Source organism: Mycobacterium sp. E3247, assembly GCF_001667785.1.
GTDB lineage: Bacteria > Actinomycetota > Actinomycetes > Mycobacteriales > Mycobacteriaceae > Mycobacterium.
The window spans coordinates 85,209-110,760 of sequence record NZ_LZJG01000253.1; the positions used below are offsets into that span (position 1 = coordinate 85,209).

The 25,552-nt window shown below is 67.6% G+C and carries 24 protein-coding genes; 17 read left to right on the forward strand and 7 right to left on the reverse strand.

The annotated features are described in order from the left end of the window. Positions 1–87: 87 nt before the first annotated feature. Positions 88–936 carry a proline iminopeptidase-family hydrolase gene (locus A9X04_RS13920; RefSeq protein WP_067921219.1) on the reverse strand — a complete coding sequence of 283 codons (849 nt, stop codon included), beginning with the start codon at positions 934–936 and terminating at the stop codon, positions 88–90. 197 nt (positions 937–1,133) lie between these two features. Between A9X04_RS13920 and A9X04_RS13925 the strand changes: the two genes are divergently transcribed. The 3 genes from A9X04_RS13925 (at position 1,134) to A9X04_RS13935 (ending at position 4,207) form a co-directional block, all read left to right on the forward strand. Beyond that, positions 1,134–2,273 carry a thiolase family protein gene (locus tag A9X04_RS13925; RefSeq protein ID WP_067921309.1) on the forward strand — a complete coding sequence of 380 codons (1,140 nt, stop codon included), beginning with the start codon at positions 1,134–1,136 and terminating at the stop codon, positions 2,271–2,273. After that, entirely contained in the window at positions 2,274–3,152 is an 879-nt protein-coding gene (meaB, locus tag A9X04_RS13930) for a methylmalonyl Co-A mutase-associated GTPase MeaB (protein ID WP_067921220.1), read from the forward strand. It begins immediately after the preceding gene. Positions 3,153–3,292: 140 nt separating this feature from the next. Continuing rightward, positions 3,293–4,207, forward strand: a complete 915-nt coding sequence (locus A9X04_RS13935; RefSeq protein ID WP_067921311.1) for a thiamine pyrophosphate-dependent enzyme — start codon at positions 3,293–3,295, stop codon at positions 4,205–4,207. Here A9X04_RS13935 and A9X04_RS13940 read toward each other — a convergent pair. After that, on the reverse strand, positions 4,200–4,853 hold the full coding sequence (locus A9X04_RS13940; RefSeq protein ID WP_067921222.1) for a response regulator transcription factor: 654 nt from the start codon (positions 4,851–4,853) through the stop codon (positions 4,200–4,202). The genes A9X04_RS13935 and A9X04_RS13940 overlap by 8 nt on opposite strands. A 107-nt stretch (positions 4,854–4,960) precedes the next feature. On the opposite strand from A9X04_RS13940, the gene A9X04_RS13945 reads away from it, so the two are divergent. Then, positions 4,961–6,208: a sensor histidine kinase gene (locus tag A9X04_RS13945; protein WP_067921313.1), complete on the forward strand. Its 1,248-nt coding sequence runs from the start codon at positions 4,961–4,963 to the stop codon at positions 6,206–6,208. On the opposite strand, the gene A9X04_RS13950 is transcribed toward A9X04_RS13945, so the two are convergent. Then, positions 6,201–7,814 (reverse strand): FAD-dependent oxidoreductase, encoded by a 1,614-nt coding sequence (locus A9X04_RS13950; RefSeq protein WP_067921223.1) that lies wholly within the window; start codon positions 7,812–7,814, stop codon positions 6,201–6,203. The two genes, A9X04_RS13945 and A9X04_RS13950, sit on opposite strands and share 8 nt — an antisense overlap. Before the next feature lie 14 nt (positions 7,815–7,828). Next, positions 7,829–8,506, reverse strand: coding sequence for an IclR family transcriptional regulator (locus A9X04_RS13955; RefSeq protein ID WP_067273918.1), 678 nt, complete (start codon positions 8,504–8,506; stop codon positions 7,829–7,831). Between the two features lie 126 nt (positions 8,507–8,632). Here A9X04_RS13955 and A9X04_RS13960 point away from each other — a divergent pair, with 126 nt between their 5' ends. From A9X04_RS13960 to A9X04_RS13995, 8 genes are read left to right on the forward strand one after another with little or no spacing between them, the layout of a single operon-like run. After that, positions 8,633–9,496: an alpha/beta fold hydrolase gene (locus tag A9X04_RS13960; protein ID WP_067921225.1), complete on the forward strand. Its 864-nt coding sequence runs from the start codon at positions 8,633–8,635 to the stop codon at positions 9,494–9,496. After that, positions 9,496–11,214 (forward strand): bifunctional 3-(3-hydroxy-phenyl)propionate/3-hydroxycinnamic acid hydroxylase, encoded by a 1,719-nt coding sequence (locus A9X04_RS13965; RefSeq protein WP_067921227.1) that lies wholly within the window; start codon positions 9,496–9,498, stop codon positions 11,212–11,214. Before A9X04_RS13960 ends, A9X04_RS13965 begins: the two co-directional genes overlap by 1 nt. After that, positions 11,162–12,079: a 3-carboxyethylcatechol 2,3-dioxygenase gene (locus A9X04_RS13970; protein ID WP_067921229.1), complete on the forward strand. Its 918-nt coding sequence runs from the start codon at positions 11,162–11,164 to the stop codon at positions 12,077–12,079. Before A9X04_RS13965 ends, A9X04_RS13970 begins: the two co-directional genes overlap by 53 nt. Further along, a complete protein-coding gene (locus tag A9X04_RS13975) occupies positions 12,076–13,815 on the forward strand; it encodes an FAD-binding protein (protein ID WP_067921231.1) in 1,740 nt (579 codons plus the stop codon). The genes A9X04_RS13970 and A9X04_RS13975 overlap by 4 nt, the downstream gene beginning before the upstream one ends. Before the next feature lie 2 nt (positions 13,816–13,817). Continuing rightward, entirely contained in the window at positions 13,818–15,125 is a 1,308-nt protein-coding gene (locus tag A9X04_RS13980) for an LLM class flavin-dependent oxidoreductase (protein ID WP_067921234.1), read from the forward strand. A 31-nt stretch (positions 15,126–15,156) separates the two neighbouring features. Beyond that, the gene (locus A9X04_RS13985) at positions 15,157–15,981 is read left to right on the forward strand and encodes a coniferyl-alcohol dehydrogenase (protein WP_067921236.1); all 825 of its coding nucleotides are present in this window, start codon (positions 15,157–15,159) and stop codon (positions 15,979–15,981) included. Further along, on the forward strand, positions 15,978–16,970 hold the full coding sequence (locus A9X04_RS13990; RefSeq protein WP_067921238.1) for a cyclase family protein: 993 nt from the start codon (positions 15,978–15,980) through the stop codon (positions 16,968–16,970). The genes A9X04_RS13985 and A9X04_RS13990 overlap by 4 nt, the downstream gene beginning before the upstream one ends. Next, positions 16,970–17,794: an alpha/beta fold hydrolase gene (locus tag A9X04_RS13995; RefSeq protein WP_067921239.1), complete on the forward strand. Its 825-nt coding sequence runs from the start codon at positions 16,970–16,972 to the stop codon at positions 17,792–17,794. The genes A9X04_RS13990 and A9X04_RS13995 overlap by 1 nt, the downstream gene beginning before the upstream one ends. On the opposite strand, the gene A9X04_RS14000 is transcribed toward A9X04_RS13995, so the two are convergent. Together A9X04_RS14000 and A9X04_RS14005 are read right to left on the reverse strand one after the other, a co-directional pair. Then, positions 17,791–19,446: a multicopper oxidase family protein gene (locus A9X04_RS14000; protein WP_067921242.1), complete on the reverse strand. Its 1,656-nt coding sequence runs from the start codon at positions 19,444–19,446 to the stop codon at positions 17,791–17,793. The genes A9X04_RS13995 and A9X04_RS14000 overlap by 4 nt on opposite strands. A gap of 159 nt (positions 19,447–19,605) precedes the next feature. Then, on the reverse strand, positions 19,606–20,370 hold the full coding sequence (locus A9X04_RS14005) for an SDR family oxidoreductase (RefSeq protein ID WP_067921243.1): 765 nt from the start codon (positions 20,368–20,370) through the stop codon (positions 19,606–19,608). Positions 20,371–20,535: 165 nt separating this feature from the next. On the opposite strand from A9X04_RS14005, the gene A9X04_RS14010 reads away from it, so the two are divergent. Next, a complete protein-coding gene (locus tag A9X04_RS14010; protein ID WP_067921246.1) occupies positions 20,536–21,354 on the forward strand; it encodes an SDR family NAD(P)-dependent oxidoreductase in 819 nt (272 codons plus the stop codon). Positions 21,355–21,362: 8 nt separating this feature from the next. Here the strand turns inward: A9X04_RS14010 and A9X04_RS14015 are convergent, their stop codons facing one another. Further along, a complete protein-coding gene (locus tag A9X04_RS14015; RefSeq protein ID WP_067921248.1) occupies positions 21,363–22,007 on the reverse strand; it encodes a PAS domain-containing protein in 645 nt (214 codons plus the stop codon). A gap of 205 nt (positions 22,008–22,212) precedes the next feature. Between A9X04_RS14015 and A9X04_RS14020 the strand changes: the two genes are divergently transcribed. The 4 genes from A9X04_RS14020 (at position 22,213) to A9X04_RS14035 (ending at position 25,552) form a co-directional block, all read left to right on the forward strand. Beyond that, positions 22,213–22,878 (forward strand): TetR/AcrR family transcriptional regulator, encoded by a 666-nt coding sequence (locus tag A9X04_RS14020; protein WP_067921250.1) that lies wholly within the window; start codon positions 22,213–22,215, stop codon positions 22,876–22,878. Positions 22,879–22,889: 11 nt separating this feature from the next. Beyond that, on the forward strand, positions 22,890–23,084 hold the full coding sequence (locus A9X04_RS14025; RefSeq protein WP_067921315.1) for a ferredoxin: 195 nt from the start codon (positions 22,890–22,892) through the stop codon (positions 23,082–23,084). Position 23,085: 1 nt separating this feature from the next. Next, positions 23,086–24,333: a cytochrome P450 gene (locus tag A9X04_RS14030; RefSeq protein WP_067921252.1), complete on the forward strand. Its 1,248-nt coding sequence runs from the start codon at positions 23,086–23,088 to the stop codon at positions 24,331–24,333. A 157-nt stretch (positions 24,334–24,490) separates the two neighbouring features. Then, positions 24,491–25,552 carry an amidohydrolase family protein gene (locus A9X04_RS14035; RefSeq protein WP_197509164.1) on the forward strand — a complete coding sequence of 354 codons (1,062 nt, stop codon included), beginning with the start codon at positions 24,491–24,493 and terminating at the stop codon, positions 25,550–25,552.

Below are 25,552 nucleotides of genomic sequence, written 5' to 3' on the forward strand. Positions count from 1 at the left end.
CACTGCGACTTTGCAGCCGATTATTCGCAGTCCCGTTACGCTCGCGGGCCAGCCGGCGTTTCGACGCGGGCGCTTCCCAGCCCGCACTCAGTCGTGCAACCGCAGGAACTCACGCATCACCCGGTCGAACTTTCCCGGCTCCTCGATGAAGGGCATGTGGGCGGTCGACTCGAACAGCTCGAACCGCGAGCCGGCTATGCGCTGGTGCATGTCCCACATGTGTTCGGGCACGCATTCGTCGAACCGGCCGGCCAGGATGAGGGTGGGCAGCCGGATTTCTGCTAACCGCTCGAACACGTCCCAGTCGCGGATGGTCCCAACGATGCGAAAGTCACTCGGTCCGAACATCGTCTCGAAGATCTCGGTGCCCATCTCGGCGAAGGCCGCCAACAGCTCTGGCGGCCAGGGACGCAGCCGGCAGAGGTAGGTCTCGTTCCAGGTGCGGATCGCGTCCTGGTACTCGGCCGTGTACGTCGTGCCCGCGGCCTCATGTCGTTCGATGGCCGATTGGGTGGCTGGGTCCAACTCGGACTTGAGCCGGGCCACCATCTGCGCGAACTGCGGGATGGACGCGATGCTGTTCGAGATGGTGAGGCTGCTGGCGGTGGACGGCAGGTCGAGCGCGTACTGCTGAGCGAGCATCCCGCCCCACGAATTGCCGAAGATGTGAAAGCGGTTGAGTCCCAGTCCCGTCACCACGGCGTGCATTTCGGCCACCGATCGTTGCATGGTCCACAACTCGCGGTTGGACGGGCGGTCGGATTTGCCGCAGCCGAGCTGATCCCAGTAGATGACTTCTCGCTCGTCGGCCAGCCGTTCCAGCGAACGCAAGTAGCTATGGGGCAGACCGGGCCCCCCGTGAACCACCAGCAGGGGAAGACCCGCGCCGCCGCCGGCCCGTTCGAACCACACGTTGCCGCCCGGAGCCGCGATCATTCCCTCCACTCCGACGACGCCTCCTCGGTTGGTGAGCAGACGCGAGTCGCAGCCTGCGATGCCGGTATATGCGATTGTGCCGCTGTCGCGAGGGCACCGCTCCTTGCAACGCTGACTCTCAGAATGAGAGAATAGTGTTCTCATGCGTCCCGGGGCCGTCGAGCGCCCGCGACGCGCTCGCCGAACTGGAGAAGACCGTGCCTGAAGCCGTCATCGTGTCCGCCCTGCGCACCCCCATTGGCACCGCACGGAAGGGCACGTTGCGCGACACCAGTGCCTTCGACCTCGCGCACCACGTGGTCTCCGAGACGGCGAAGGACCTGGACCCCACGCAAGTCGACGACGTGATCCTCGGCGAAGGGCTCTACGGCGGCGGCGTGATCGCACGCCACGCCGCCGTCACGACCGGCATGACCCAGGTACCCGGCCTGGCCAACAACCGCCACTGCGCGGCCGGCCAGGCGGCGGTGCAGAGTGCGGCGGCGAGCGTTCGCGCCGGGATGGACCGGCTTGTCATCGCCGGCGGCGTGAACTCCGCCTCCACGTCCCCGCGGTCGCGGATGCAGGTGGACGGCGACTGGGTCGACTGGTTCCCCCCGACCCACCCGGACAGTCCGGAGGCGCCGAACCTTGACATGTCGATCACCGTGGGCTGGAACGCCGCGGTGAGGGCCGGCGTGAGTCGCGAAGAGATGGACGCGTGGGCGCTGCGTTCGCACCGCAACGCCATCGCCGCGATCGACGAGGGCCGCTTCAAAGAGGAGATCGTCCCGATCGAGACGCCGCACGGGCTGTTCGCGGTCGACGAGCACCCCCGCCGCGACACCACCATGGAGAAGCTGGCCGCACTCAAGCCGTTGCATCCGGAGATCGAGGGGTTCTCCATCACGGCAGGAAACGCGTGCGGCGCCAACGACGGTGCGGCGGCGCTGACGATCGCGAGCGACGAACTCGGCCTGCCGGCGTTGGCGACCCTGCGCTCCTGGGCCTCGGTCGGCGTCGACCCCGCCATCACCGGGCTCGCACCGGTGGAAGCGATCCCGAAAGCGCTTGCCCGTGCCGGGCTTTCGCTCTCGGACGTGGATCTGTTCGAGATCAACGAGGCCTTCGCCGCGATGTGCGTGGCCACCGTCAAGCTGCTCGACCTCGATCCCGACAAGGTCAATGTCAGCGGCAGCGGCTGCTCGCTCGGGCACCCGGTGGCGGCGACGGGCGCCAGGATGCTGGTCACGCTGGTGCACGAATTGCGTCGTCGTGGTGGTGGATTCGGGGTCGCGGCCATGTGCGCGGGCGGCGGGATGGGATCCGCGACCGTCATCGAGGTCCCCGCCCCCTAGATGGAGATCGCCGACTTGATTGCCGGCGCGCGCAACGGATCTCCGCGCGCGACGGGTCGGCTCCTTTCCCTGGTCGAGGGCGAGCGCCGCGACGAGGTGCTGGCGAGCATCGAGCCCACGCCGGTCAGCGTCATCGGCATCACCGGGCCGCCGGGGGCCGGCAAGTCGACGACGATCGCCGGCCTGGTCGGCGCCTACCGGGGACGCGGGTGCCGGGTGGCGGTGCTGGCGGTGGACCCGTCGTCACCGTTCAGCGGCGGTGCGCTGTTGGGCGATCGGATACGAATGGCCGCGCACATCAACGACTCCGACGTGTTGATCAGGTCGGTGGCGACCCGCGGTCATCTGGGGGGACTGGCCGCGGCGGTCCCGGCCGCCATCCGCCTGCTGGGGGCGATCGGTTACCACGTGGTCCTGCTGGAGACGGTGGGGGTCGGGCAGTCCGAGATCGAGATCGCCGCCGTCGCGGACCCCACCGTCGTCATCCTCAATCCCGGTGCGGGCGATGCGGTCCAGGCCGCCAAGGCGGGGGTGCTCGAAGTCGCCGACATCGTCGTCGTCAACAAGGCCGATCGCGACGGTGCCGCGCAGACGGTGCGGGACCTGCGGGCCGAGACCGACGCCCCGATCCTCAGCCTCATCGCCGACCGCGGGCAGGGCGTCGCGGAACTGGTGGCCGCGATCGAGGACCACCACCGCGCCGACAGTCGCGCGCGGCGACTGTCCCGCGCCAAAGCGCAGATCCTGTCACTGGCGCAGACGCGGTTGCGCAGCCGGCCGGACCTCGACCGGCTCGCCGAGGCGGTCGTCGACGGCGACCAGGACCCGTACTCGGCGGCCGAACGGCTGCTGTCGCCGGCCCCGCAAGAGCCGGACTGACGCCCCGCCTTGTCCCCCGATCGGGGGAATGGGGATTCATCCCGTTTGCGGACCGATCGGCGGAGGCCAGGCCGCACCGATCTCCCTACGTTGATCTTGTGCTCAACGGCACGATCCGCGATGAGTTAGGAGACCCGGCAATGGCTCGCACACCCGAACTGTCGGCCGCACACCTCGGTGAACAGCTGGAGCTGTACCGCCAGATGTGGGTTCTGCGACTGCTCGACATGGCACTGGAAGAGTCGCGAATCGACGGTCTGCTCAACGGCCCCATGGTGGCCGCGTTCGGCCAAGAGGCGGTGGCCGTCGGCACGATCGCGGCGCTTCGGCCGGGTGACATCATGAGCACCGCGATCCGCCATTTCGAACACGCCCAGCGAGTCGGTCGCGTCCTGCCATTGGGACCGGCCATCGCCGAGATGATCGCGCCGAGTCCGGTCGCGGCCGGCGGTGTGCAGGAAAGCCCGTTCGCGGCCGAATGGAAGCAGATATTCGCCACGTCGAACCCGCTGCGGCGATCGATCCTGTTCGCGCTCGGCGACGCTTACGCGCAGCAGGTGGCCGGCGGAGGCAAGGTCACGCTGTGCGTCGTCGGCGACGACGCGGTGAACTCCGCCGAGTTCAAATCGGCCGCGACGATCGCGCTGTCGTGGCGCCTTCCCGTGGTGTTCGTCGTCGAAAACATTCGCGACGGGTCCGGTGTGCGCCGGGGTCCGCGCGAGCGCCACGGACTGCCCGTGCTGTCGGTCGATGGCAAGAACGTTGTGGCGGTGCATGACTCGGTCGCCCAGGCCGTGCAGCGAGCCGGCGCCGGCGGTGGCCCCGCCCTGGTCGAGGCGGTCACCTACCGGACCAGCCACCCCGCCGGAGTCGATCCGCTGGTTTACGCCCGGCGCCAGCTGACCCGTGCGGGCGTCAGCGCCGCCCACCTCTACGAGGTGGAACGCCGGGCTCGGCGCCTTGTCGGCGAGGCGGCCGCGTTCGCGAACGCACAACTGCGCACGGAGCGTCCGGCCCCGGTGAGCGAACCGGGCCACTGGTCGCCCGCTAGCTGAGCAGGCCTTGCCGCATCGCTTCGGCAACGGCGGCTCCGCGATCGCTGACGCCGAGCTTCTCATACAGGCGTTGGACGTGGGTCTTGACCGTGGACGGGGCCACATACAGCTCGGCCGCGATCACGGGGATGCTTTGACCGCGCGCAATCCTGTTGAGTACCTCGCGTTCTCGCGCGCTGAGCACGGGACCTGTCGGTTCCGCCCGGTGACGGATCTCCGCGGTGAGGCCTCCCACCAGCGCGGGCGCCACCACGTCGCGGCCCTGCGCGCAGTCGAGCACGGCCTTGACGATCTCGCTGCGCGTCGAGTCCTTCAACACGAACCCGGCGGCCCCCTGCTGCAGTGCCTGGTAGACGATGGCGGGCTCGTCGTGCGCCGAGATCAACAGGACGCGGGTCGGCAACTGCTGACTCCGCACCGCCGCCGCCACCTGTCCGCCATCCATGCCGGGCATCCGGTAATCGAGCAGGGCGATGTCGGGAGAGTGCTGCTTGATCAATTCCAGTGCCGTCGAGCCATCCTCGGCCTCCGCGACGACATTCACCGAACCGCTCGACGAGAGCGCGCGCACAACGCCTTCCCGAAACAGCGGGTGATCGTCCCCGACAACCACCCGCACCTTTTCGGACGATGCTGGGCCGGCCATGGCGATGAGTCTAGCCCGCAAAGAGTCGACGGCAATCGGCCGAAACGCTGATGCGCGTCGGCGCGGTTTGCCCCGACGGAGCCGCCGCGGCTGAGTACTGTGTTCGCGTGGCGGTCGCCAGTGACGTGGAACTGGGTCGGGTGCGCCGGCTTCACCAGCTGCGCTCGTACCGGCTTGCGGCGGTCCTGCGGATCGGTGTGGTGGGCCTGATGATCGCTGCGATGATCAGCGGCACCCGCCGGTCCGAGTGGGCCCAGCAAACTGTGCTGATCATCGCGTACTCGGGGGTCGCGCTCTGCGCGCTGGCGCTGGCGTTTTCACGCAGCCGGCGATGGCTCGGCCGGGGCCGGCTGGCCCGGGTCGGCCGCCTGGAGCCGTTCGCGTTCACCGTCGTCGATGTTGTCGTGCTGACGGTCTTCCAAGTGCTGTCCACCAACGGCCTGCACCCGTTGCTGATCATGACCGCCCTGCCGATCTTGATAGGACTCGACGTCTCGTCCCGGCGCGCGGCGATGGTGCTGATCTTCTCCATGGTGGGATTCGCGATCGCGGTGCTCGAGGACCCGGAGATGGTCGGCTCGATCGGCGTCACCGAGGCCACATTCCGGTTCCTGCTCTACGGGTTCTTGTGTGTCACAGCGTTTGTGGCCGTGCGCGTTGAGGAGCGGCATACCCGGTCGATAGCCGGGCTCAGCACCTTGCGCGAAGAACTGCTGGCCCAGACGATGACCGCGTCCGACGTCGAGCAGCGCAGGATCTCGGAATCCATTCACGACGGGCCGCTGCAGGACATCCTGGCCGTGCGCCAAGAGCTCGTCGAATTGGATGCGGCGCTGCCCGGTGACGACCGGGTGGGGCGCGCGCTGGCCGGGCTGCAGATGGCGTCGGAGCGATTGCGGCAGGCGACTTTCGAGCTGCATCCGGCCGTTCTCGAGCAGGTCGGCCTGGCGGCCGCGGTCCAGCAACTGGCCACCTTCGCCGCCCAGCGATCGGGCATCGAGATTGCGACCGACATCGACTACCCGATTCGGAGCGCCATCGACCCGGTGGTGTTCGGGGTGGTGCGCGAGCTGTTGTCCAACGTGGTGCAACATTCGCGGGCCCGCAGCGCGTCGGTCACGCTCGGCATCACCGACGAGATGTGCGTCTTGCACGTGGTCGACGACGGTGTGGGATTCAACGACGAGACGGTGGCGCGCCGCGTCGGCGAGGGCCACATCGGACTGGCGTCACACCGGGCCCGCGTGGAGGCCGCCGGGGGAGTGTTCGTCTATCTCGATGTTCCGGTGGGCACGCACATCTGCGTCGAGCTGCCGATCGCCAGAAGTGATCGCTGCCCGTCGCCCGCTAGCTGAGGTCGACGGGCTTCCCGGTGGCGGCGGCGTGGCCTGCGCGGTATCCGAAAACCAGTGCCGGGCCCAGTGTCCCGCCAGCGCCACCGTAGGCGCGTCCGGTGACGCCGGCCATCGCGTTGCCGGCGGCGAACAGGCCCGGTATCGGTTCACCACCGACGTGCAGCACGCGCCCGTCGCGGTCGGTGCGCGGTCCACCCTTGGTGCCCATCGCGCCGATGCACACCGGCACCGCGTAGAAGGGCGCGGTGTCGATCGGGCCGAGGGTCTTCCCGGCGAGTGCGGTCGCGCTGTCGTCGCCCCAATAGCCGTCGTAGGCGCTGGACCCGCGCCCGAAATCGGGATCGGCGCCTTCGGCGACGTGGCGGTTCCACCCCTCGACGGTGCGGACCAAGCCGCCCGCGTCGATGCCGGTCTTGGCGGCCAACTCGGCGAGGGTCGTCGACTCGCAGAACCAGTCCGGAACGGGCTGCCCCGGCTCGGTGCCGAGGAACCCGTAGCGCTGCAAGTGAATTGAATCGAACACCATCCACCCGCGGTCGTTGACGTAGCCGCCCCGGGGATCGAGGTAGTGAAAGGCGCCTGCCATCGAGTTGTAATCGCACGCCTCGTTGACGAAGCGGCGCCCCGCCGAGTTGACGATGATGCTCCGCGGCCGGGTGCGCTCCAGACGCACGCTGCGGCTGCGTGGCTTGCCCTCGATGGTGTCGCCGGGAATTTGCACGATCGGCACCCACCAGGCCTCGCCCATGTTGGCCAGTTCCGCGCCGTGCGCCATCGCCATGCGCAGGCCGTCTCCGGTGTTGTTGGGCGGAGACACCGCGCCGTGCATCGGGCCACGCAGGAATGCCTGGACCAGACCCGCATCCCATTCGAAGCCACCGACACCCAGGACGACTCCGCGGCGCGCGCGCACCCGGATGCTTCGCTCGGCCAAGGCGATGCGCACCCCGACGATCTCGCCATTCTCGGCGATGAGCTCTTCGGCCCGGGCGTCAGTCCGGGGTGTGACCCCGGCATCCAGCAATCCGTTGAGCAGACCCGCGATCAACGCCGTCCCGGCGACGCAGAGGTCGCTGCCTTGGTCGATCGTCACGTGCAGGCGCGCCCTCGTTTCCGCATCGATACCGACGTTGGACCAATCGGCCGGGAACGCGGTGATCCGGCGACCCCACTCGCCGAGCCGGTTCAGATCGAACGGCCCCGCGGTGAGGGACCGGCCGCCGCCGGGCTGCCCTCCCGGCAGTTCGGGCCGGTAGTCCGGAAAGCCGGTGGCGATCTCGAAGCGCAGCCCGCTGTGTGCCTCGACGAAGTCGAGCATTGCGGGACCGGTGTGCACGAAGGTCTCGACCAGTTCGTCGTCCATCGAGCCCAGGGATTGCGCGCGCAGGTATCGCAGCGCGTCCGCGGGCGTCAATTCGCCCTCGGGAGAACGGTTGTGGGCGGGGATCCACACCACGCCGCCCGACACCGCGGTGGTGCCGCCGACGGTCGGCGCCTTCTCGAAAACCTCCACCGACGCGCCGGCCGCAGCGGCGGTGAGCGCGGCGGTGAGCCCGGCGCCTCCGCTGCCGAGGACGACGACATCGGCCTGCATGTCCCACGGCATGAATTGCTACCCCTTCAGCTCAGCAGGTCGGACAACTGTTTCGCGGCTTTGACGACCGCATCCTTCCCGCGCATCACGACGTCTTCCCGGTGCGAGATCAGGTTGATGCAGGTTGGCGGCGACGGCGGCGGGCGGTGCACCGCCACGGCGAGGCCGTAGGTGTTCGGCTCGATCTCCCCGTACGTGGTCACCCAGCCCCGCTCGCGCGCGCGGGTCACCAGATCTCGCTCTCCCGGGCGCGGCGGCATGCTGGCGAGCAAGGCGATCCCGGCGGCGCCGCGGTCCAGCGGATATCGGCTGCCTTCGTGGAAGGACAGTTGGTAGGCCACATGGCTTGGCACGATCACCGCGATGGCCACCTGCTGGTCGCCCTCGGCGATGAGCAACGAGACCGTGGTGCCGAGCTCGTCGGCCAGGGCACGCAGCGTCGGAAGGCTGACTTGGCGCACGTTGCGGTCGAATGCGGCGCCCAGAACGGCGAGGCCGGACGCGGGGCGGTAGCGGCCGTCCTCTCCCTTGGCCAACAGCCGAAACTCGGTCAGCGTTGTCAGCAATCGGTAGGCGATCGTGCGATGCACCCCGACCTGGTCCGCCAGCTGTTGCACGGTGAGGCCGCCGGGCGAATCCGCCACCATTTGCAGCGCCGTCAGTCCCCTGGCCAGCGTCTGCGAACCCGTGCCCGAACCCGTCACAGCCTTGACAGACCTACACGCGAGAGCGAAGCTCTATATATAACGCACATTAGTGTGCGATATTAGCACACAAGGTACGTCGAAAACGAGAACGAGATTTCCCTACTCATCGGCCAGAGAGGAACCGTGGCGGAGTTCGAGAGCATCTGGAGCGATCTGCAGGGCGTCGCATTCGAGCTGGGCTACCTCGACGCCGGGGGAGTGCGGACCCGGTATCTACGGGCCGGCGACCCCGGCAAGCCGGTGCTGGTGCTGTTGCACGGATCAGGCGGCCACGCCGAGGCGTACGTCCGCAACCTGGGGGCGCACGCCGAGCATTTCTGGACCTGGTCCATCGACATGCTGGGCCACGGCTATACCGATAAGCCGGGCCACCCGCTGGAGGTCCGGCACTACGTCGAGCATCTGATGGCGGTCCTGCGCACCATCGGTGTCGATCGCGCCTGCATCAGCGGTGAATCGCTGGGCGGCTGGGTGGCCACCCGCGCCGCCATCGACCATCCGGACGTGGTGGACCGGCTCGTCCTGAACACCGCCGGCGGCTCGCAGGCCGACCCGGTCGTGATGAAGCGGATCATCACGCTGTCCATGGCCGCCGCCGAGGACCCGACCTGGGAGACGGTGCAGGCGCGGATCAAGTGGCTGATGGCCGACAAGTCCAAGGACTACGACGACCTGGTGGCCAGCCGCCAACGCGTCTATCGCCAACCGGGGTTCGTCGACGCCATGCGGGACATCATGGCGCTGCAGGACCCGGAGATTCGGGCGCGCAACATCATCGGCCCCGACGAGTACGGTGCGATCATCGCGCCCACGCTGGTGCTGTGGACCAGTGACGACCCGACCGCCGACGTGACCGAGGGCCGCCGGATCGCGTCGATGATTCCCAACGCGCGCTTCGAGGTGATGCCCGGCTGCGGTCACTGGCCTCAGTACGAGGACCCCAAGACGTTCAATCGTCTGCATCTTGACTTCCTGCTGGGGCGGTGATGGTCGACCCGGGGCGTGAGCCGGCAGGAATCGAGACCGACGTTGTCGTGGTCGGGGCGGGACCGGTCGGCCTCACGCTGGCGAACATCCTTGGTCTGCAAAGCATTAGCACCATCCTGGTCGAGGAACGGGACACGCTGATCGACTATCCGCGCGGGGTGGGGCTCGACGACGAGGCGTTGCGGACCTTCCAGTCGATCGGGCTGGCCGACCGGGTCGTGCCGCACACGGTGCCGAACCAGATCCTGCGGTTCGTCGACGCCAAGCGGCGCGTCCTCGCCGAAATGGCCCCGCCCGACGCCCGGTTCGGGTGGCCGAAGCGCAATGGCTTCGTGCAGCCCCTCGTCGACGCCGAATTGCTGGCTGGCCTGGACCGGTTCGAGCATGTCCAGGTGTGGTGGGGACGACCGATGACCGCCTGCCGGCAGGACGACGACGGGGTGACCGTCGAACTCGGCGGCGGGCGCGACCACCAAAAGTCCAGCCTGCGTGCGCGTTACGTGGTCGGCTGCGACGGGGGCCGCAGCATGACCCGCCGCATGATGGACGTGTCGTTCGATGGAACCACATCGTCCACGCGCTGGCTGGTGGTCGACATCGCCAACGACCCGCTCGGCCACCCCAACAGCGAGGTGGGCGCCGACCCCGAACGCCCGTACGCCTCGATCTCGATCGCGCACGGAATTCGCCGGTTCGAGTTCATGATTCACGCCGACGAGACCGACGAGCAGGCGGAGGATCCGGCATTCCTGACCCAGATGCTGGCCCGGATGGTGCCGCATCCCGACCGCGTCGACGTGATCCGTCGGCGGGTCTACACGCATCACTCGCGAATCGCCGGCGCGTTCCGCAAGGGCCGCATGTTACTGGCCGGGGACGCCGCGCATCTGATGCCGGTATGGCAGGGCCAGGGTTACAACAGCGGAATCCGGGACGCGGCCAACCTGGGTTGGAAGCTCGCGGCGGTGGTCAGCGGCCGCGCCGACGACAAGCTCCTGGACACCTATGACGTGGAGCGCCGCAAACACGCGCGGGCGATGATCGACCTGTCCACAATGGTGGGTCGAGTGATCTCGCCGACCAACCGGCGGATTACCGGTGTGCGAGACCTGCTGGTGCGGTCGGCGTCAATTGTGCCGTCGCTCAAGCGGTATGTGCTGGAAATGCGGTTCAAGCCGATGCCGCGCTACGAGCAGGGCGCCGTTGTGCACAGTGCTCCCGGCCGCGCGGATTCGCCGGTGGGGACCCTGTTCATCCAGCCCAGGGTCGACACCCGCGATCGCCGGAACGTGCTGCTGGACGATGTGCTCGGGGACTGGTTCGCCGTGCTGTGCTGGAACAACCACCCCCGCAGGATCCTCGGCGACGTTGCCTTTGCGAACTGGAAAGCGCTGGGCGCCCGGTTCTTTGCGCTGCGGCCACTGACCCAGCTGAACTGGACCGGGCACGACGATCCCGACGTCGTGCTCGTCGGCGATCGCGACGGGGCCGTCAAATCGTGGTTCGACACCCACCAGGAATCGGTGTTGTTCCTGCGTCCCGACCGGTGCATCGCCGGCGCCTGCATCGCTCAGCGCGCGCCCGACCTCAGCGCCGCCCTCCTGGACGCCCTCACGCTTACGCCGCGAGGGGGTGATCCGCAAAGTGGCACTGGCTCTGTGCTGTATGTCGCACAGCCCGCTCCTGAATCTTCCGGGGCCGTCGCGGGACCTGCTTGACGACATCGAATCCGCGATCGCCGACGCCCGGCATTTCGTCGACGACTACGACCCCGACCTGGTGATCGTCTTTTCCCCGGACCACTACAACGGCTTCTTCTACAAGATGATGCCGCCCTTTTGTATCGGCACGAGCGCCAACGGGGTCGGGGATTACGGCACCCATGCCGGTCCGCTGAACGTCCCGGAGAAGCTGGCGACCGGATGCGCGAAGGCCGTGCTGGACGCGGGCGTCGACGTCGCCGTCTCGGCCTGCATGGACGTCGACCACGGCACCGTGCAGCCGCTCGAGAAGCTGTTCGGGGAAGCCACCTCTCGCCCGGTCATACCCATCTTCATCAACGCGATCGGCGTGCCATTGGGGCCGTTGCATCGCTGCCGGGCGCTCGGTACCGCCGTCGGCGCCTATCTGGCCACACTGGACAAGCGGGTGCTGTTGCTGGGATCCGGTGGCTTGTCCCACAGCCCGCCGGTGCCGACCCTGGCGACCGCGCCGCCGCCGGTGCTCGAGCGCATCGTGCACGGCCGGCCGATGACACCCGAGCAGCGGCAAGCGCGGCAGGCGGCCGTGATCGACGCGGCCAAGAGCTTCGCCGCCGGCGACAGCGACCTGCAGGAACTGAACCCGGTGTGGGATCAGCGGTTCCTCGAGATCGTCGACGACGGCCGGCTGGACGAACTCGACCGGTGGTCGAATTCGTTCGTGGCCCACGAGGGCGGCAGCTCCGCCCAGGAGATCCGGACCTGGGTCGCCGCGTTCGCGGCGCTGGCGAGTGCGGGTCCCTACCAAATCGTCGGGCGCTATTACAAACCGGCCGCCGAGCTGATCGCCGGCTTCGCCATCAGGACGGCGGTGCCGGAATGACCGCGGCACCAGACGGTTTCGACCACGTCGTCGACGTGGTCGTCGTCGGCTCGGGCGGCGGCGGCATGACGGCGGCGCTGACCGCCCAGGCCGCCGGGTTGGACGCGTTGGTCGTGGAGAAGTCGTCCTTCTTCGGCGGCTCCACCGCCCTGTCCGGCGGCGGCATCTGGGTTCCAGGGGCGCCCGCCCAGCGCAGGGAGGGCTACTGCCCCGAACCCGAACGCGTCGTTGAATACCTGTGCCGGATCACCGACGGACTGGTCAGTGAGGCGCGCATCCGGCAGTACGTCGAGTCCGCCCCGAAAATGCTCGGATTCCTCGAACGGCTCTCCGGATGGTGTGAGTTCGTCTGGAAACCCGGCTACGCCGACTATTACCCGGAACTGCCCGGCGGATCCGAACTCGGCAGCACGATCAACGTGCCGCCCATCGATCTGCGCAAGCTCGGCCCCGACGAGCAGCGGCTGCTGCAGCCCCTGGCACTAGCACCCAAGGGAATCTGGCTGGGCCCCAAGGAGCTTCGCACCTTCTACCGGATCCGGCAATCATGGTCCGGCAAGGCCGTGCTGCTCAAGCTGATCTCGCGGATGGTACGGGCGCGGGTCTTCGGCGAGCGCATGGCGGCGATCGGCCAGTCACTGGCGGCCCGGCTCAGGTTGACCATGCGCGAACGCGGCATCCCGCTATGGCTGGACTCCCCGATGACCGAGTTGCTCACCGACGCCGCGGGGGCGGTGAGCGGTGTGACGGTCGAACGAAACGGGAAGATGCAGCGGATCGGCGCGCGCCTGGGGGTCATCCTGGCGTCCGGAGGCTTCGACCACGACCTGGCCTGGCGAAAGGAACTCCTGCCCGTTGTCGACCAGGACTGGAGCTTCGGCAACCCCGCCGCCATGGGCGACGGCATCCGTGCGGCCCAAAAGCTAGGCGCGGCAACGGAGCTGCTCGACCAGGCGTGGTGGTTCCCGGCCATCCATTGGCCGGACGGCCGAATGCAGTTCATGCTCAACGAACGCATGATGCCGGCGCAGTTCATCGTCAACGGCAACGGCAAGCGTTTCATCAACGAGGCCGCACCGTACATGGACTTCGGCCACGCGATGATCGACGGGCAGAAATCTGGGGTCACCCACATCCCCTGCTGGTTGATCACCGACCACAGGTCGTGGAATCGCTACGTCATCGGCGGCCACCTGCCGATACCCAAAATCCCGGGAGCGCCGGTGCCCACCGGCCGTAAGGTCCCCGCGGCGTGGCTGGAATCGGGCGTGGTCAAGGCGGCGACGACGTGGCGGGACATGGCGGCCGAGATCGGTGTGCCTGCCGACAACCTGGCCGAAACCGCCCGCCGCTTCAACGAACTCGCCGACACGGGCCACGACGACGACTTCAACCGCGGGGACAGCGTCTACGACAACTACTACGGGGACCCGACGCTACCCAACCCGAACCTGTACCCGTTGGGCAAACCGCCGTACTACGCATTCCGGATCGTCCTCGGCGACCTCGGGACCTCGGGTGGCCTGCGGACCGACGAGTACGCACGCGTGCTCCGCGACGATGACACGGTGGTACCGGGCCTGTACGCGGTGGGCAACACCTCCGCCCCGGTGATGGGACGCAGTTACGCCGGTGCGGGGGCGACCATCGGCCCCGCGATGACCTTCGGCTTCGTCGCGGCGAATCACATTGCCGCACACGCAGCCAAAAGGACCCTTAGTTCTCATAGGAGGTAACGATGAAAATCTCGCTGTTCTACGAGTTCGCCCTACCGCGGCCCTGGGCGCCCGACGACGAACACGTCATGATGCAAGAATGTCTCGACGAGGTCGAGGCCGCCGACAAGGCGGGGTTCTCCACCGTGTGGTTGACCGAGCACCACTTCCTCGAGGAGTACTGCCACTCGACGGCACCGGAGATCTTCCTGGCCGCGGCCAGCCAGCGGACCAAGAACATCCGCCTGGGGTTCGGCATCATGCACCTGCCGCCGGTGGTCAACCACCCCGCGCGGGTAGCCGAACGGATCGCCACGTTGGACCTGCTCTCCAACGGCCGCGTCGAGTTCGGCACCGGCGAATCGTCCTCGGTCGGTGAACTCGGCGGATTCAACATCGACCCCGCCGACAAGCGGGCGCAATGGGAAGAGGCGCTCGAAGTTTCGATCCGCTGCATGATCGAGGAGCCGTTCGCCGGGTTCAACGGCGAGCACGTCCAGATGCCGGCGCGCAACGTCGTTCCCAAGCCGCTGCAAAAGCCGCATCCGCCCGTCTGGGTCGCCTGCACCCGGCCGGCGAGCGTGCAGATGGCCGCCCAGAAGGCAATCGGTGCACTGAGTTTCGCCTACACCGGTCCCGGGCCGCTGACCGAGCGAGTGAACGGCTACTACAAGGAGTTCGAAGAGAGCGGCGTTCCCGTCACACCGCGGATCAATCCCAACATCCTGGCCATCGGGGGCGACCTGTCGATGATGGTCGCCAAGACCGACGAGCAGGCGCTGCAACGGCTGGGGCAGGGCGGCGGATTCTTCTCGTTCGGGATCATGCACTACTACATGACGGGCGTGCACACCCCCGGGCGGACCGGCGTGTGGAAGCGGTATCTCGAAGAGGTGGAGAAGGATCCGACGCTGGCCTATGGACCGGGACGCGGCGCGATCGGGTCGCCGTCGACCGTCCGGGAATTCCTGCGCGGGTATGAGGAAAGCGGTGTCGACGAGATCATCCTGCTGCTCAACCCGCGCAGCCACGAGGGCACCATGGAATCCATCGAGCTGATGGGCTCTGACGTCCTGCCCGAATTCATCGAGCGCGACGCCAAGGCGGTCGCCGAGAAGGCGAAGCGGCTGGAACCCGTCATCGAGAAGGTGGAATCGCGACGACCGGCCTCCACCGCGCCGATGTTCGACGAGAAATACTCGTTCGGGGGCCTGCCCACCGGCCGGGGCGGTAAGTTCACCGCCAGTGAGATCCCCGAAGCCATGGCGGAGATCAACGAGGGCCGTGTCCAGGCGGCGCAGCGCCTGAAGGAGCAGCAGCAGAAGAAGTGACCGTGCAAGGTCGCTGAAAGAGGAGCCGGGCTTGGGATCGATCGACGAGCTCTGGCGTTACGACGGCCGCCGCGCGGTGGTGACCGGATGCGCCTCGGGCATCGGCAGACACGTGGTGCGCCAGCTCAGCGAACTCGGTGCGGACGTCATCGGGCTGGATAAGCACCGGCCCGAATTCCGGCTCAACGACTTTCGTGAGACGGACCTGGCCGACCCGCGTTCGATCGACGACGCCGTGGCGTCGATCGGCGGGCCGGTTGACGCGCTCTTCAACGTCGCCGGAATCTCGTCCGGAGTAGGTGATCCGCCGCTGGTCGCCACAGTCAACTTCCTGGGCCTGCGTCATTTGACCGAGGCGCTGGTCCCGAACATGGCCGCGGGATCCTCGATCGTGAGCGTCTCCTCCCTCGCGGCGGCTGCCTACCGCGAGCATGCGGCTGCGGTGGCACCGCTGCTGAACACCGCGACGATGCAGGAGGGCATCGAGTGGTGTCACACCAATCGCGAAGGCTTGGGCAATGGCTACCAACTGTCCAAGGAAGCGATCATTTTTTACACCATGCGAAGCGCTACGCCATTGGGCGCCAGTGGAATCCGCATCAACTGCACGGGTCCCGGGGTCACGGAGACTCCGATCCTCGACCAGCTGCGCACGGCCTACGGGCAGGGCTTCCTCGACGGCATCCCCAAGCCGTTGGGTCGGGTTTCCGGCCCAGCGGAGCAGGCCGCGGTATTGCTCTTCTTGAATAGTTATGCGGCCAGCTACATCACCGGGCAGATCATTTGGGTCGACGGCGGAAACGTGGGCGCCGCGATGGCTCGTGAGCTCTTGACTGGACGGGAAGGAGCCCCGTGACCGACTTGACTGCTTTCCGGCGGGTCGCGCGTGACGTCTCGAATTGGGGACGCTGGGGGGACGACGACGAGCTTGGCACTTTGAACTTCATCACCGCGGAGAAGGTCGCCCAGGCGGCGAGTTTGGTCAGGCACGGCAAGGTGTTCCCGCTCGGCGTCGACTTCGGCGCCTCGGGGCCGCAGGGCGCATTCGAGTTCCGGCACAACCCGGTCCACATCATGACCGTCGACGGCGGGGACGTGAACACGCTGGCCAAGTACGGGCCCAGCTGGCCGCGTAACCCGTTGGCCCAGCAGCTGAGTGGTTACATGACGGCCGACAACCCGTTTCGGTTCAACGACGACATCATCATCATGCCGCTACAGGCCGCCAGCCAGTGGGATGCGCTGTCCCACGTCTACTACGACGATCACCTCTACAACGGCTTCGCGGCGGATTCGGTGACCAGCTTGGGCGCCTACCACTGCGGCATCGACAAGGTCGACGTCAAGGGCATCACGTCCCGCGGTGTGCTGCTGGATGTGGTTCGCCATCGGGGGGCGGAGGTCTTCCTCGAAGCCGGGAACCCGATCTCGCCGGAAGAACTCGACGACGTGGTTCGCGCCCAGGGTGTGACGATTGGCCGAGGTGACGTCCTGCTCATCCGGACCGGCTGGTGGACAAGGTTTCTCATGACCGGGAACAAGACGGAAGGCTATTCCGGCCTGGACTGGCGATGCGCCCAGTGGCTGCACGATCACGAGATCGCGGCCGTCGCCGCCGACAACCTTCAGGTCGAAGACCTGGTGTCCGGGATCGACGGCATCACCTTCCCCCTGCATCTGCTCTGCTTGCGCGATATGGGGATGATCTTCGGCGAATACTGGGATCTCACCGCGCTGGCCGAGGACTGCGCCGCCGACGGTGTCTACGAGTTCCAGCTGGTCGCCCCGCCCCTGCGGGTGGTCGGCGCCGTGGGCTCTCCGGTCAACCCGATCGCGATCAAGTGATGGACTTCCAGCGCAAGACCATGCTGGTGGACGGCCTGACGACCGGCTACCTGGAAGCGGGCGAGGGCGACCCGGTGGTGCTGCTGCACGGCGGAGAGTTCGGCGCCAGCGCCGAATTGGGCTGGGAACACAACATCGCCGCGCTCGCGTCACGGTACCGGGTGCTGGCGCCGGACCAGCTGGGCTTCGGCCGGTCGGCGAAGGTCATCGACTTCGTCGACGGGCGCGGGATGCGGATTCGCCACGTGGCGCGGTTCTGCGAGCTGCTCGGGGTCGGTTCGGCGCACTTCGTGGGCAACTCGATGGGCGCGATCAACCTGCTCACCGATGCCACCTCGGACGCGCCGCGGCTGCCGGTCCGCAGCCTGGTGATCATCTGCGGAGGCGGGGAGATTCAACAGAATCGGCACTTCGAGGCGCTACAACAGTACGACGCAACGCTTCCCGGCATGCGGCGCATCGTCGAGGCGCTGTTCGCCGACCCGGGCTTCCCCGCCGACGACCGCTACGTGCGGCGCCGCTACGAGTCCAGCACCGCGCCCGGCGCGTGGGAGGCGGTCGCCGCGGCCAGGTTTCGCCGCCCGGGCGCCACGCCGTCCACGACGCCATCGAGTACCCGCCAGTACGAACGCGTCACGGCGCCGACGCTGGTCGTGGAGGGGGAAGACGACAAGCTGCTCCCGGCCGGCTGGGCCGCCCAGATCGCCAAGGCGATCGAGGGCGCCCGCTCGGTCGTGGTCGACAATGCCGGCCACTGCCCGCAGATCGAGCAGCCGACCACGGTGAACCGGCTGCTCTTGGACTTTCTCGCCGCGAGCGGCTAGAACACGTAGTCCAGCCGGGTCTCCATGCCGGCTTCTTGGTGATAGGTGTTGTGGCAGTGCAACTGCCACAGGCCGGGATTGTCGGCCACCAGCACGGCGAGCAGTTTCTGCTTGGGCAGCACCATGAGGGTGTCCTTGCGCGCACCGGGACTACCGTCGGCCTTGATCAGTTGGAACGTGTGGCCGTGCAGGTGCATCGGGTGATACATCATCGTGGCGTTGTCGAATGTGATGGTGGGCCGATCGCCCTGGCGGACGTGCAGCGGCTCGGTGTCGCTGTAGGGCTTTCCGTTGATCGTCCAGCTGTATTGGGTCATGTTGCCGCCCAGGACGACCGGCAGGTTCAGGCCGGGCTGCGGCCGGCCCAGGTTGACGGGCGTTGTCGCCGTGAACATGTCGACGGTGCCCACCCGCCGGTCGAGTTCCGCCGGGCGGAGCCCCGGGTCGGGTGCGCTGCCCGCCCCGGTGGACAGGAGCGTTCGCGCCAGCGCGTTCTTCCCTTCGGCGAGTGCGACCAGCGGGAAAACGCCGTCGGCCGCGGTCACGATGACGTCGTAGCGCTCGGCCATGCCGATCAGCAGGGCGTCGACCTGGACCGGCACTACGGGATAACCGTCGGTATGGGTGACCGTCATCGAATGACCGGCCAGCGCGACGCGGAACGTGGTGTCCGAGCCGGCATTGATGAACCGGATCCGGATGCGCTGTCCCGGCTTGGCGTTGAAGGTCATGGGGGCGGCGGGGATTCGGCCGTTGATCAGGTAGTAGGGGTAGGCGATGTCCCCGGCGTCGCCGCCGAGCAGATCGCTCTTGCCGACGCCTCCCCCAGGCGCCCCGGCGGCCGAGGCCGCCGGGCTGCTCGAGGTGGTGGCGCTGGTCGACGATGTCGAGGTCTCACCGGTCGACGACGTTGTCGTCGGCGTCTCACTGGCCGTAGTGGTGGTAGAGGTAGTGGTGGTCGCACTCGTCGTGGTCTCGGGGGCGCTTGGCGGAACGGGTTTGTTCGGGCTGGTCAGTTCGGTGTAGAGCTGCTGCGGCGACTTCCCGACACCATCGGTCCAATCGTCAAGGACCACAATCCATTCGGCGTCGTAATTGCCTTCGGTCGGGTCTTCGACGATGACCGGCAGGTACAAGCCCATGTCAGCGTCCAGGCCGGTGTGCGGATGGGCCCAGTAGGTGCCGGCATTCGGGACGGAGAAGCGGTAGGTGAAGTCCTGCCCGGCGGCGATGTTCGGGGTGGCGGGCGCGGCGCCGTCCATGTCGTTGCGCAGCGCAATGCCGTGCCAATGCACCGACGTCGGGCGGTCCAGCCGGTTCGACACCGTCACCACCAGCTCGTCGCCGATCCTCGCCCGGATCGGCGAGCCCGGAATGGTGTTGCCATAGGACAGCGTGCGAACGACGGGTCCGCCCAGGTCGACCTGGGCCTGCTGGGCGGTCAGGCCGGCGGTGACGGTGCGGCCACTGTGCGGTCGGGCGGCCTCGGCCGCTGCGATGGCGGCGGCCAGCTGAGCGTTGCCGGACGGCGGCGGCTTTGACTGACTGCACGCTGCCAGCGCGAATCCGCCGGCGATGCCGGCGGCCATGAATCCGCGCCTGGTGAGCCGAACGCCGGGGGCGGTGGCCTCGCCCGTGGGAAGCACAGACATCACCGCTCCTCGTCGTCGTCGATCTCTGGCGTCCTATACGCTGCTCGGCCGCGGGGCTGCGCGCAACTACCTACGCGATTCATGTCGAGATTGCCGCCAGGGTCGTGCCGTCGATGGAGACCGCAACCCTCACGGCAATCTCGGGTTGTCGGGTTCGGACTATCCGCCGTTGGGCGCGTGGGAAGCCATCCACGCGCTGAACGTGGTGGGGTAGACGACGACGTCTTCGCCATCGACGGGAACGATGCTGCGCTCGTCGAGCACCGCGCCGTAATAGCGGGCGTCATTGTCGGTGACCACCTGGCGCTCATCGCCGGTCGCGGCGAACCGGGTCCGGATGAAATCGTCCATACCGCGCTTCTCCGGGCCGGCAATGTTGATCAGCCCGTTGACCGGGTCACCGGTCGTCGCGCGGGTCACGGCCGTGGCGACATCCGCGGCGGCGATCGGCTGGAACGCCCCGTGCGGCGCGCGGACGGTGCCACCGTCGGTCATCGAATCGGCAATGCCGTCAACGAATTCGAAGAACTGGGTCGCCCGCACGATCGAATACGTGGCTCCCGATTCCACGATTTCTTCTTCCTGGGCGACTTTGGCTCGCATGTAACCACTTTCAGCCGTCCGGTCCGCCCCCACGATCGAGAGCGCGACGTGGTGCTGCACGCCGGCCGCCCGCTCCGCCTCGAGCAGATTGCGGGTAGAGGTGGTGAAGAAGTTCAAAACGTCCTCGTCGGCCCAGGACGGCGAGTTGGAGACATCGACAACCGTGTGGACGCCGGCCAGCGCCTCGGCGACGCCTTCGCCCGTGACCGCGTTGACCCCCGACCTCGGCGAGGCCGGGACGGCCTCGTGCCCCAGCTCGGTGAGCTGGGCGACGACCTGCGATCCGATGAGTCCGCTGCCTCCGACGACCAAAACCTTCATGACCACACCTCCCTAATTTCCCGATGAATCGACCCGTTCAGCATTGCGTGCGCGCGGGCCAGGCGGAACCCCGGGAGTAGAAACGGCATGGGTTGCCGCGGCCACCGGCCGCGCCCTTAAATCAACTGCTTGACTTAATGCTTGCGGCCCCGATTAACTCGTCGGGTGGTCAACGAATTGGACGGCAAGGTTGCCATCGTCACCGGCGGCGCCTCCGGAATCGGTCGCGGCATCGCGGAACGGTTTGTGGCCGAGGGGGCCCGGGTCGTCATCGCCGACGTCGAGACGGCCAGGGGGGAGGAACTGGCCGCCACGCTCGGCGCCGCCGCGCTGTTCCGGCGGACGGACGTCTCCGATCCCGAACAGGTCGCGGCGTTGGTCGCCGCCACCGTCGAGCAGTTCGGTGGCCTGCACGTCATGGTGAACAACGCCGGAATTTCGAGCCCGCTGCGCCGATTGCTCGACGACGACCTCGCCGACTTCCAACGCGTGATGGGGGTCAACGTGCTCGGAGTGATGGCCGGTACCCGCGACGCCGCCCGGCACATGGCCGACCGCGGCGGCGGGTCGATCATCAACCTGACGTCGATCGGCGGTATCCAGGCGGGCGGCGGTGTGATGATCTACCGCGCCTCGAAAGCCGCGGTGATCCAGTTCACCAAGTCGGCGGCAATCGAGCTGGCGCGCCACGAGATTCGGGTCAACGCCGTCGCGCCGGGAAACATCCCCACGCCGATCCTGGCGTCGTCCGCCGCCGGCATGGATCCAACCGAGCTCGAACGATTCGAGGCGCGGGTGCGCGAGACGATGCGCGAGGACCGGCCGCTGAAGCGTGAGGGCACGCCCGACGATATCGCCGAGGCGGCGTTGTACTTTGCCACCGACCGGTCCCGCTATGTCACGGGAACCGTGCTGCCGGTGGATGGGGGGACGTGCGCCGGGAAGGCGATTCGCTCCCGCAACGATTCACGCAAGAGCGAGTGAGATTCGGGTCAGGGCCCTTCCGCGGGATGTCCGGCGTGGGTTTCCAGCCGTAGCTTGGCCAGGGCCTGCGCGCGCGTGAGGTCTTCGGTGCCGGCGCTTTCCGCGATCACGCTGTGGGAATGCGTCAGCACGCTCAGCACCGCCTCGCTGGGAAGGTCGGGGAACTGGCGCGCCAGCCCTTCGGCCGCGCTCCTCAACTCGAACAGTTTGGGATACGCGCGGTCCGCGGGGGTGGGCGGCACCACGCGGGTGACGTCCTGGGCGTGTTGCAGCACGCCGACCGTCTTCTTGCCTTCTTTGATCGGCGAATTCATCGGTGTCCACACCTTGTAGATGAATTCGCCCGGATTCTGCGGGTCGGGAAGGTCGTAGCGCTGTACGCCCAGCCAATGCCGGACCCCGCGGCGAAGGACGAACTCCAACGACGCCGAGACGTTGGCCACGCCGTCGGCTTCCGGATCGGCCGGGTTGTCCGGGAAGGCGTCGAACAGCGGGCGGCCGAGCAAGCTTTCCCGCGGGTGCCCCGACGCCCGTTCGCAGGCCACGTTCACCGCACGGATCCGCCAGTCGGCGTCGGTCACCAGGTACGGCGCCCACTTCGACTGGAACCACGCGGAGTCCTCGATGGCCGAGACCCGGTTGGCTGACAACATGGCTACCCCTACCGGTCCTTCACTGTCCTGGCACCACCACGCTCCCGACGCGCGAGAAACCATCGTGACCCCGCAGGGCCGGCCCCGGCGAGGGACCTTTGTCACCCGCCGTCCGCCAAGTGGCATCCAAGCGGCCGCCCAACGGCAAAGTCCGGAATTAAATCAATCGCTTGACTTAATCGACACGCCGCGGTTGACTGACCGGGTGACCACGATCGGTCGGACCGTTCGCACCGAGCGGGCCAGCTCCACTCAGGAAGCGATCTTGGTCGCGGCCGAGCGGCTGTACGCCGAGCACGGCATGTTCGCCGTGTCGAACCGGCAGGTGAGCGAGGCCGCCGGGCAAGGCAATAACGCCGCGGTGGGCTACCACTTCGGCACGAAGGCCGACCTGGTGCGGGCGATCGAACACAAGCACCGCGGGCCGGTAGAGCAGCTACGCGAGCAGATGGTGGCCGAGCTGCTCGAGTCGGGCGGTTCCACCGAGCTGAGGGATTGGGTCGCCTGTCTGGTGCGTCCCCTCACCGACCACCTGGAGGAGCTCGGCAACCCCACCTGGTATGCGCGATTCGCGGCGCAGGCGATGACCGATCCCGCCTACTACAACATCATCGTCAAGGGCGCCCTGAGCTCGCCCTCCCTGGTTCAGGTGGTCGAGGGCATCAATGGCTGCCTGCCGGAGCTGCCGGCCGAGGTGCACTTCGAACGAAACATCATGGCCCGCAACCTGTTGATGCACACCTGCGCCGACCGGGAACGCGCGCTCGCCGCGGGCGCCTCGCCACCGGGGCGGTCCTGGCGGGCCGCCGCATCGGGCCTCATCGATGCCATCGTGGGCCTGTGGCTGTCACCCGTGACGCCGTACGAGTGAAAGGTCTGCAGATGAAAGTGACTGTCGACCAGAACGTCTGCGCCTCGTCGGGAAACTGCGTGATGAACGCCCCCGAGGTGTTCGACCAGCGCGACGACGACGGCGTCGTCGTTCTGCTCAACCCCCATCCGTCGGCCGAGCAGGCCGAGGGCGCGCGGCGAGCCGCCGCGGCCTGCCCCGCGCTGGCTATTCACATCGAGGAATGACATGCCCGAGACGGTGACGAACACTTCCGCGACCGCCGCGGCCGCGGAGATCCCGGAGTATCCGATGCCGAGGCAGGCCGGCTGTCCCTTCGCCCCGCCGCCCGGTGTCATGGCGCTGGCCGAGGCGCGACCGCTGTCCCGGGTGCGGATCTGGGACGGCAGCACACCGTGGCTGGTCACCGGCTATGAGCAAGTGCGGGAACTGTTCTCGGATTCACGGGTCAGCGTCGACGACCGGCTGCCCGGGTTTCCGCACTGGAATGCGGGCATGCTGTCCACCGTGCACAAGCGCCCACGGTCGGTCTTCACCGCCGACGGCGAAGAGCACACCCGGTTCCGGCGCATGTTGTCGAAACCGTTCACGTTCAAGCGGGTCGAGGGTCTGCGACCGACCATCCAGCGGATCACCGACGACCACGTCGACGCGATGCTGGCCGGACCCCAGCCCGCCGACGTGGTCACCGCGTTGGCGCTGCCGGTCCCGTCGCTGGTGATCAGCCAGCTGCTCGGCGTTCCGTACGAGGACGCGGACATGTTCCAGCATCACGCCAACGTCGGGCTGGCGCGCTACGCGACGGGCGAAGACACCGTCAAAGGCGCCATGAGCCTGAACAAGTACCTCGCGGAGCTGGTCGAGGCGAAAATGGAGGACCCCGCGGAGGACGCGGTCTCCGACCTCGCCGAGCGGGTCAGGGCCGGCGAGCTCAGCGTGAAGGAGGCGGCCCAGCTGGGCACCGGCCTGCTGATCGCCGGGCACGAGACGACCTCGAACATGATCGGCCTCGGGGTGCTTGCCCTGCTGATGAACCCGGACCAGTTGGCCGTCATCCGCGACGCCGAGGATCCCAAGGTCATCGCCAGCGCGGTCGAGGAACTGTTGCGCTACCTGAGCATCATTCAGAATGGGCAGCGCCGCGTCGCGCTCGAAGACATCCACATCGCCGGGGAGACCATCCGCGCCGGCGAGGGCATCATCATCGACCTGGCCCCGGCCAACTGGGACCCGCACGCCTTCCCCGAACCCGAACGGCTGTACCTGCACCGCTCCGGTGCCGATCGCAACGTGGCCTTCGGGTACGGCCGGCACCAATGCGTGGGGCAGCAGCTCGCCCGCGCCGAGCTGCAGATCGTCTACCGCACCCTGTTCCGCCGCGTCCCCACGCTCGAATTGGCCATCCCGGTCACAGACGTGCCCTTCAAGGACGACCGACTCGCCTACGGCGTCTACGAACTCATGGTGACCTGGTAGCCCAGGCCGCACCTGTCCCAATGCCGATCCGAATGGAGGGTCAATGATGACGACTCACACCAGCACCGTTTCGCTTTACCCGCCTGGTGGCTTCGGCGCCCCGAAGGATCGGCGCGGTCACGCCTCGGGCGCGGACGTCGGCCTGCCGCCGGGGACCGTGGTGTTCTCCGCGGACAACCACATCTCGCTGGCCGACGACATTTTCTACCAACGCTTTCCGGACGACCTCAAGGACAAGGCACCGCGGATCTGGTACGAGGACGGCGCCTACCAGGTCGGCCGCAAGGGCCAGTCGTTCTTGCCGGGTGACTTCAGCGCGGTGCTGATGCAGTACGACGATCTGCCGGGTGCGGCGAGCACCAACATCGATGCCCGCATTCAAGAACTGCACGACGACGGCGTCGACAAGGAATTGGCCTTCCCCAACGCGATACTGGCGCTGTTCCACTACCCGGACAAGAACCTGCGCGAGCTGGCCTTCCGCATCTACAACGAATACATCGCGGAGCTCCAGGAGCGCTCGGGCGGCCACTTCTACGGAGCCGGGCTGATCAACTGGTGGGACCCCCAAGGGACCAGGCGCACGCTCGACGAGCTGAAGTCGTTGGGGCTCAAGACGTTCCTATTGCCGCTGAATCCGGGCAAGGGCGACGACGGCAACCCGATCGACTACTCCAGCACTTCCATGAGGCCGGTTTGGGACGAGATTGAGGCCGCCGGCCTGCCGATCACGCACCACATCGGGGAGACGCCGCCAAAGAGTCCGACCGAATTCAACAGCGTCGTCGTCGGAATGATGATCAACATCGACGGGTTCCGGGAAACGTTCTCCAAGTACATCTTCGGCGGGATCCTCGACGACCACCCGGCTCTGCGGATCGGCTGGTTCGAGGGCGGTATCTCCTGGGTTCCGTGGGCGCTGCAGGACGCCGAGCACCTGGTGGCGTCCTACCAGCACATGTTCAACCGGCCGTTGCAGCACGACGTGCGGTACTACTGGGACAACCACATGAGCGCGTCGTTCATGGTCGATCCGCTCGGGCTGCAGCTGATCGACAAGATCGGGGTGGACAAGGTCATGTGGTCCAGCGATTACCCGCACAACGAAAGCACTTACGGCTACTCCGAGAAGTCACTTGCCGCCGTTGTCGACGCCGTCGGTCCCGCGGACGCCGCGAAGATCGTCAGCGGCAACGTCACGAAGTTCCTGGGCCTGTAG

Bases quoted from the DNA above. Each gene is read 5' to 3' on its own strand.
- A9X04_RS13920 (WP_067921219.1), bottom strand. From the start codon at position 936: ATGATCGCGGCTCCGGGCGGCAACGTGTGGTTCGAACGGGCCGGCGGC.
- meaB (WP_067921220.1), top strand. From the start codon at position 2,274: ATGGAGATCGCCGACTTGATTGCCGGCGCGCGCAACGGATCTCCGCGC.
- A9X04_RS13935 (WP_067921311.1), top strand. From the start codon at position 3,293: ATGGCTCGCACACCCGAACTGTCGGCCGCACACCTCGGTGAACAGCTG.
- A9X04_RS13940 (WP_067921222.1), bottom strand. From the start codon at position 4,853: ATGGCCGGCCCAGCATCGTCCGAAAAGGTGCGGGTGGTTGTCGGGGAC.
- A9X04_RS13950 (WP_067921223.1), bottom strand. From the start codon at position 7,814: ATGCCGTGGGACATGCAGGCCGATGTCGTCGTCCTCGGCAGCGGAGGC.
- A9X04_RS13965 (WP_067921227.1), top strand. From the start codon at position 9,496: ATGGTCGACCCGGGGCGTGAGCCGGCAGGAATCGAGACCGACGTTGTC.
- A9X04_RS13970 (WP_067921229.1), top strand. From the start codon at position 11,162: ATGTCGCACAGCCCGCTCCTGAATCTTCCGGGGCCGTCGCGGGACCTG.
- A9X04_RS13975 (WP_067921231.1), top strand. From the start codon at position 12,076: ATGACCGCGGCACCAGACGGTTTCGACCACGTCGTCGACGTGGTCGTC.
- A9X04_RS13980 (WP_067921234.1), top strand. From the start codon at position 13,818: ATGAAAATCTCGCTGTTCTACGAGTTCGCCCTACCGCGGCCCTGGGCG.
- A9X04_RS13995 (WP_067921239.1), top strand. From the start codon at position 16,970: ATGGACTTCCAGCGCAAGACCATGCTGGTGGACGGCCTGACGACCGGC.
- A9X04_RS14000 (WP_067921242.1), bottom strand. From the start codon at position 19,446: ATGTCTGTGCTTCCCACGGGCGAGGCCACCGCCCCCGGCGTTCGGCTC.
- A9X04_RS14005 (WP_067921243.1), bottom strand. From the start codon at position 20,370: ATGAAGGTTTTGGTCGTCGGAGGCAGCGGACTCATCGGATCGCAGGTC.
- A9X04_RS14015 (WP_067921248.1), bottom strand. From the start codon at position 22,007: ATGTTGTCAGCCAACCGGGTCTCGGCCATCGAGGACTCCGCGTGGTTC.
- A9X04_RS14025 (WP_067921315.1), top strand. From the start codon at position 22,890: ATGAAAGTGACTGTCGACCAGAACGTCTGCGCCTCGTCGGGAAACTGC.
- A9X04_RS14030 (WP_067921252.1), top strand. From the start codon at position 23,086: ATGCCCGAGACGGTGACGAACACTTCCGCGACCGCCGCGGCCGCGGAG.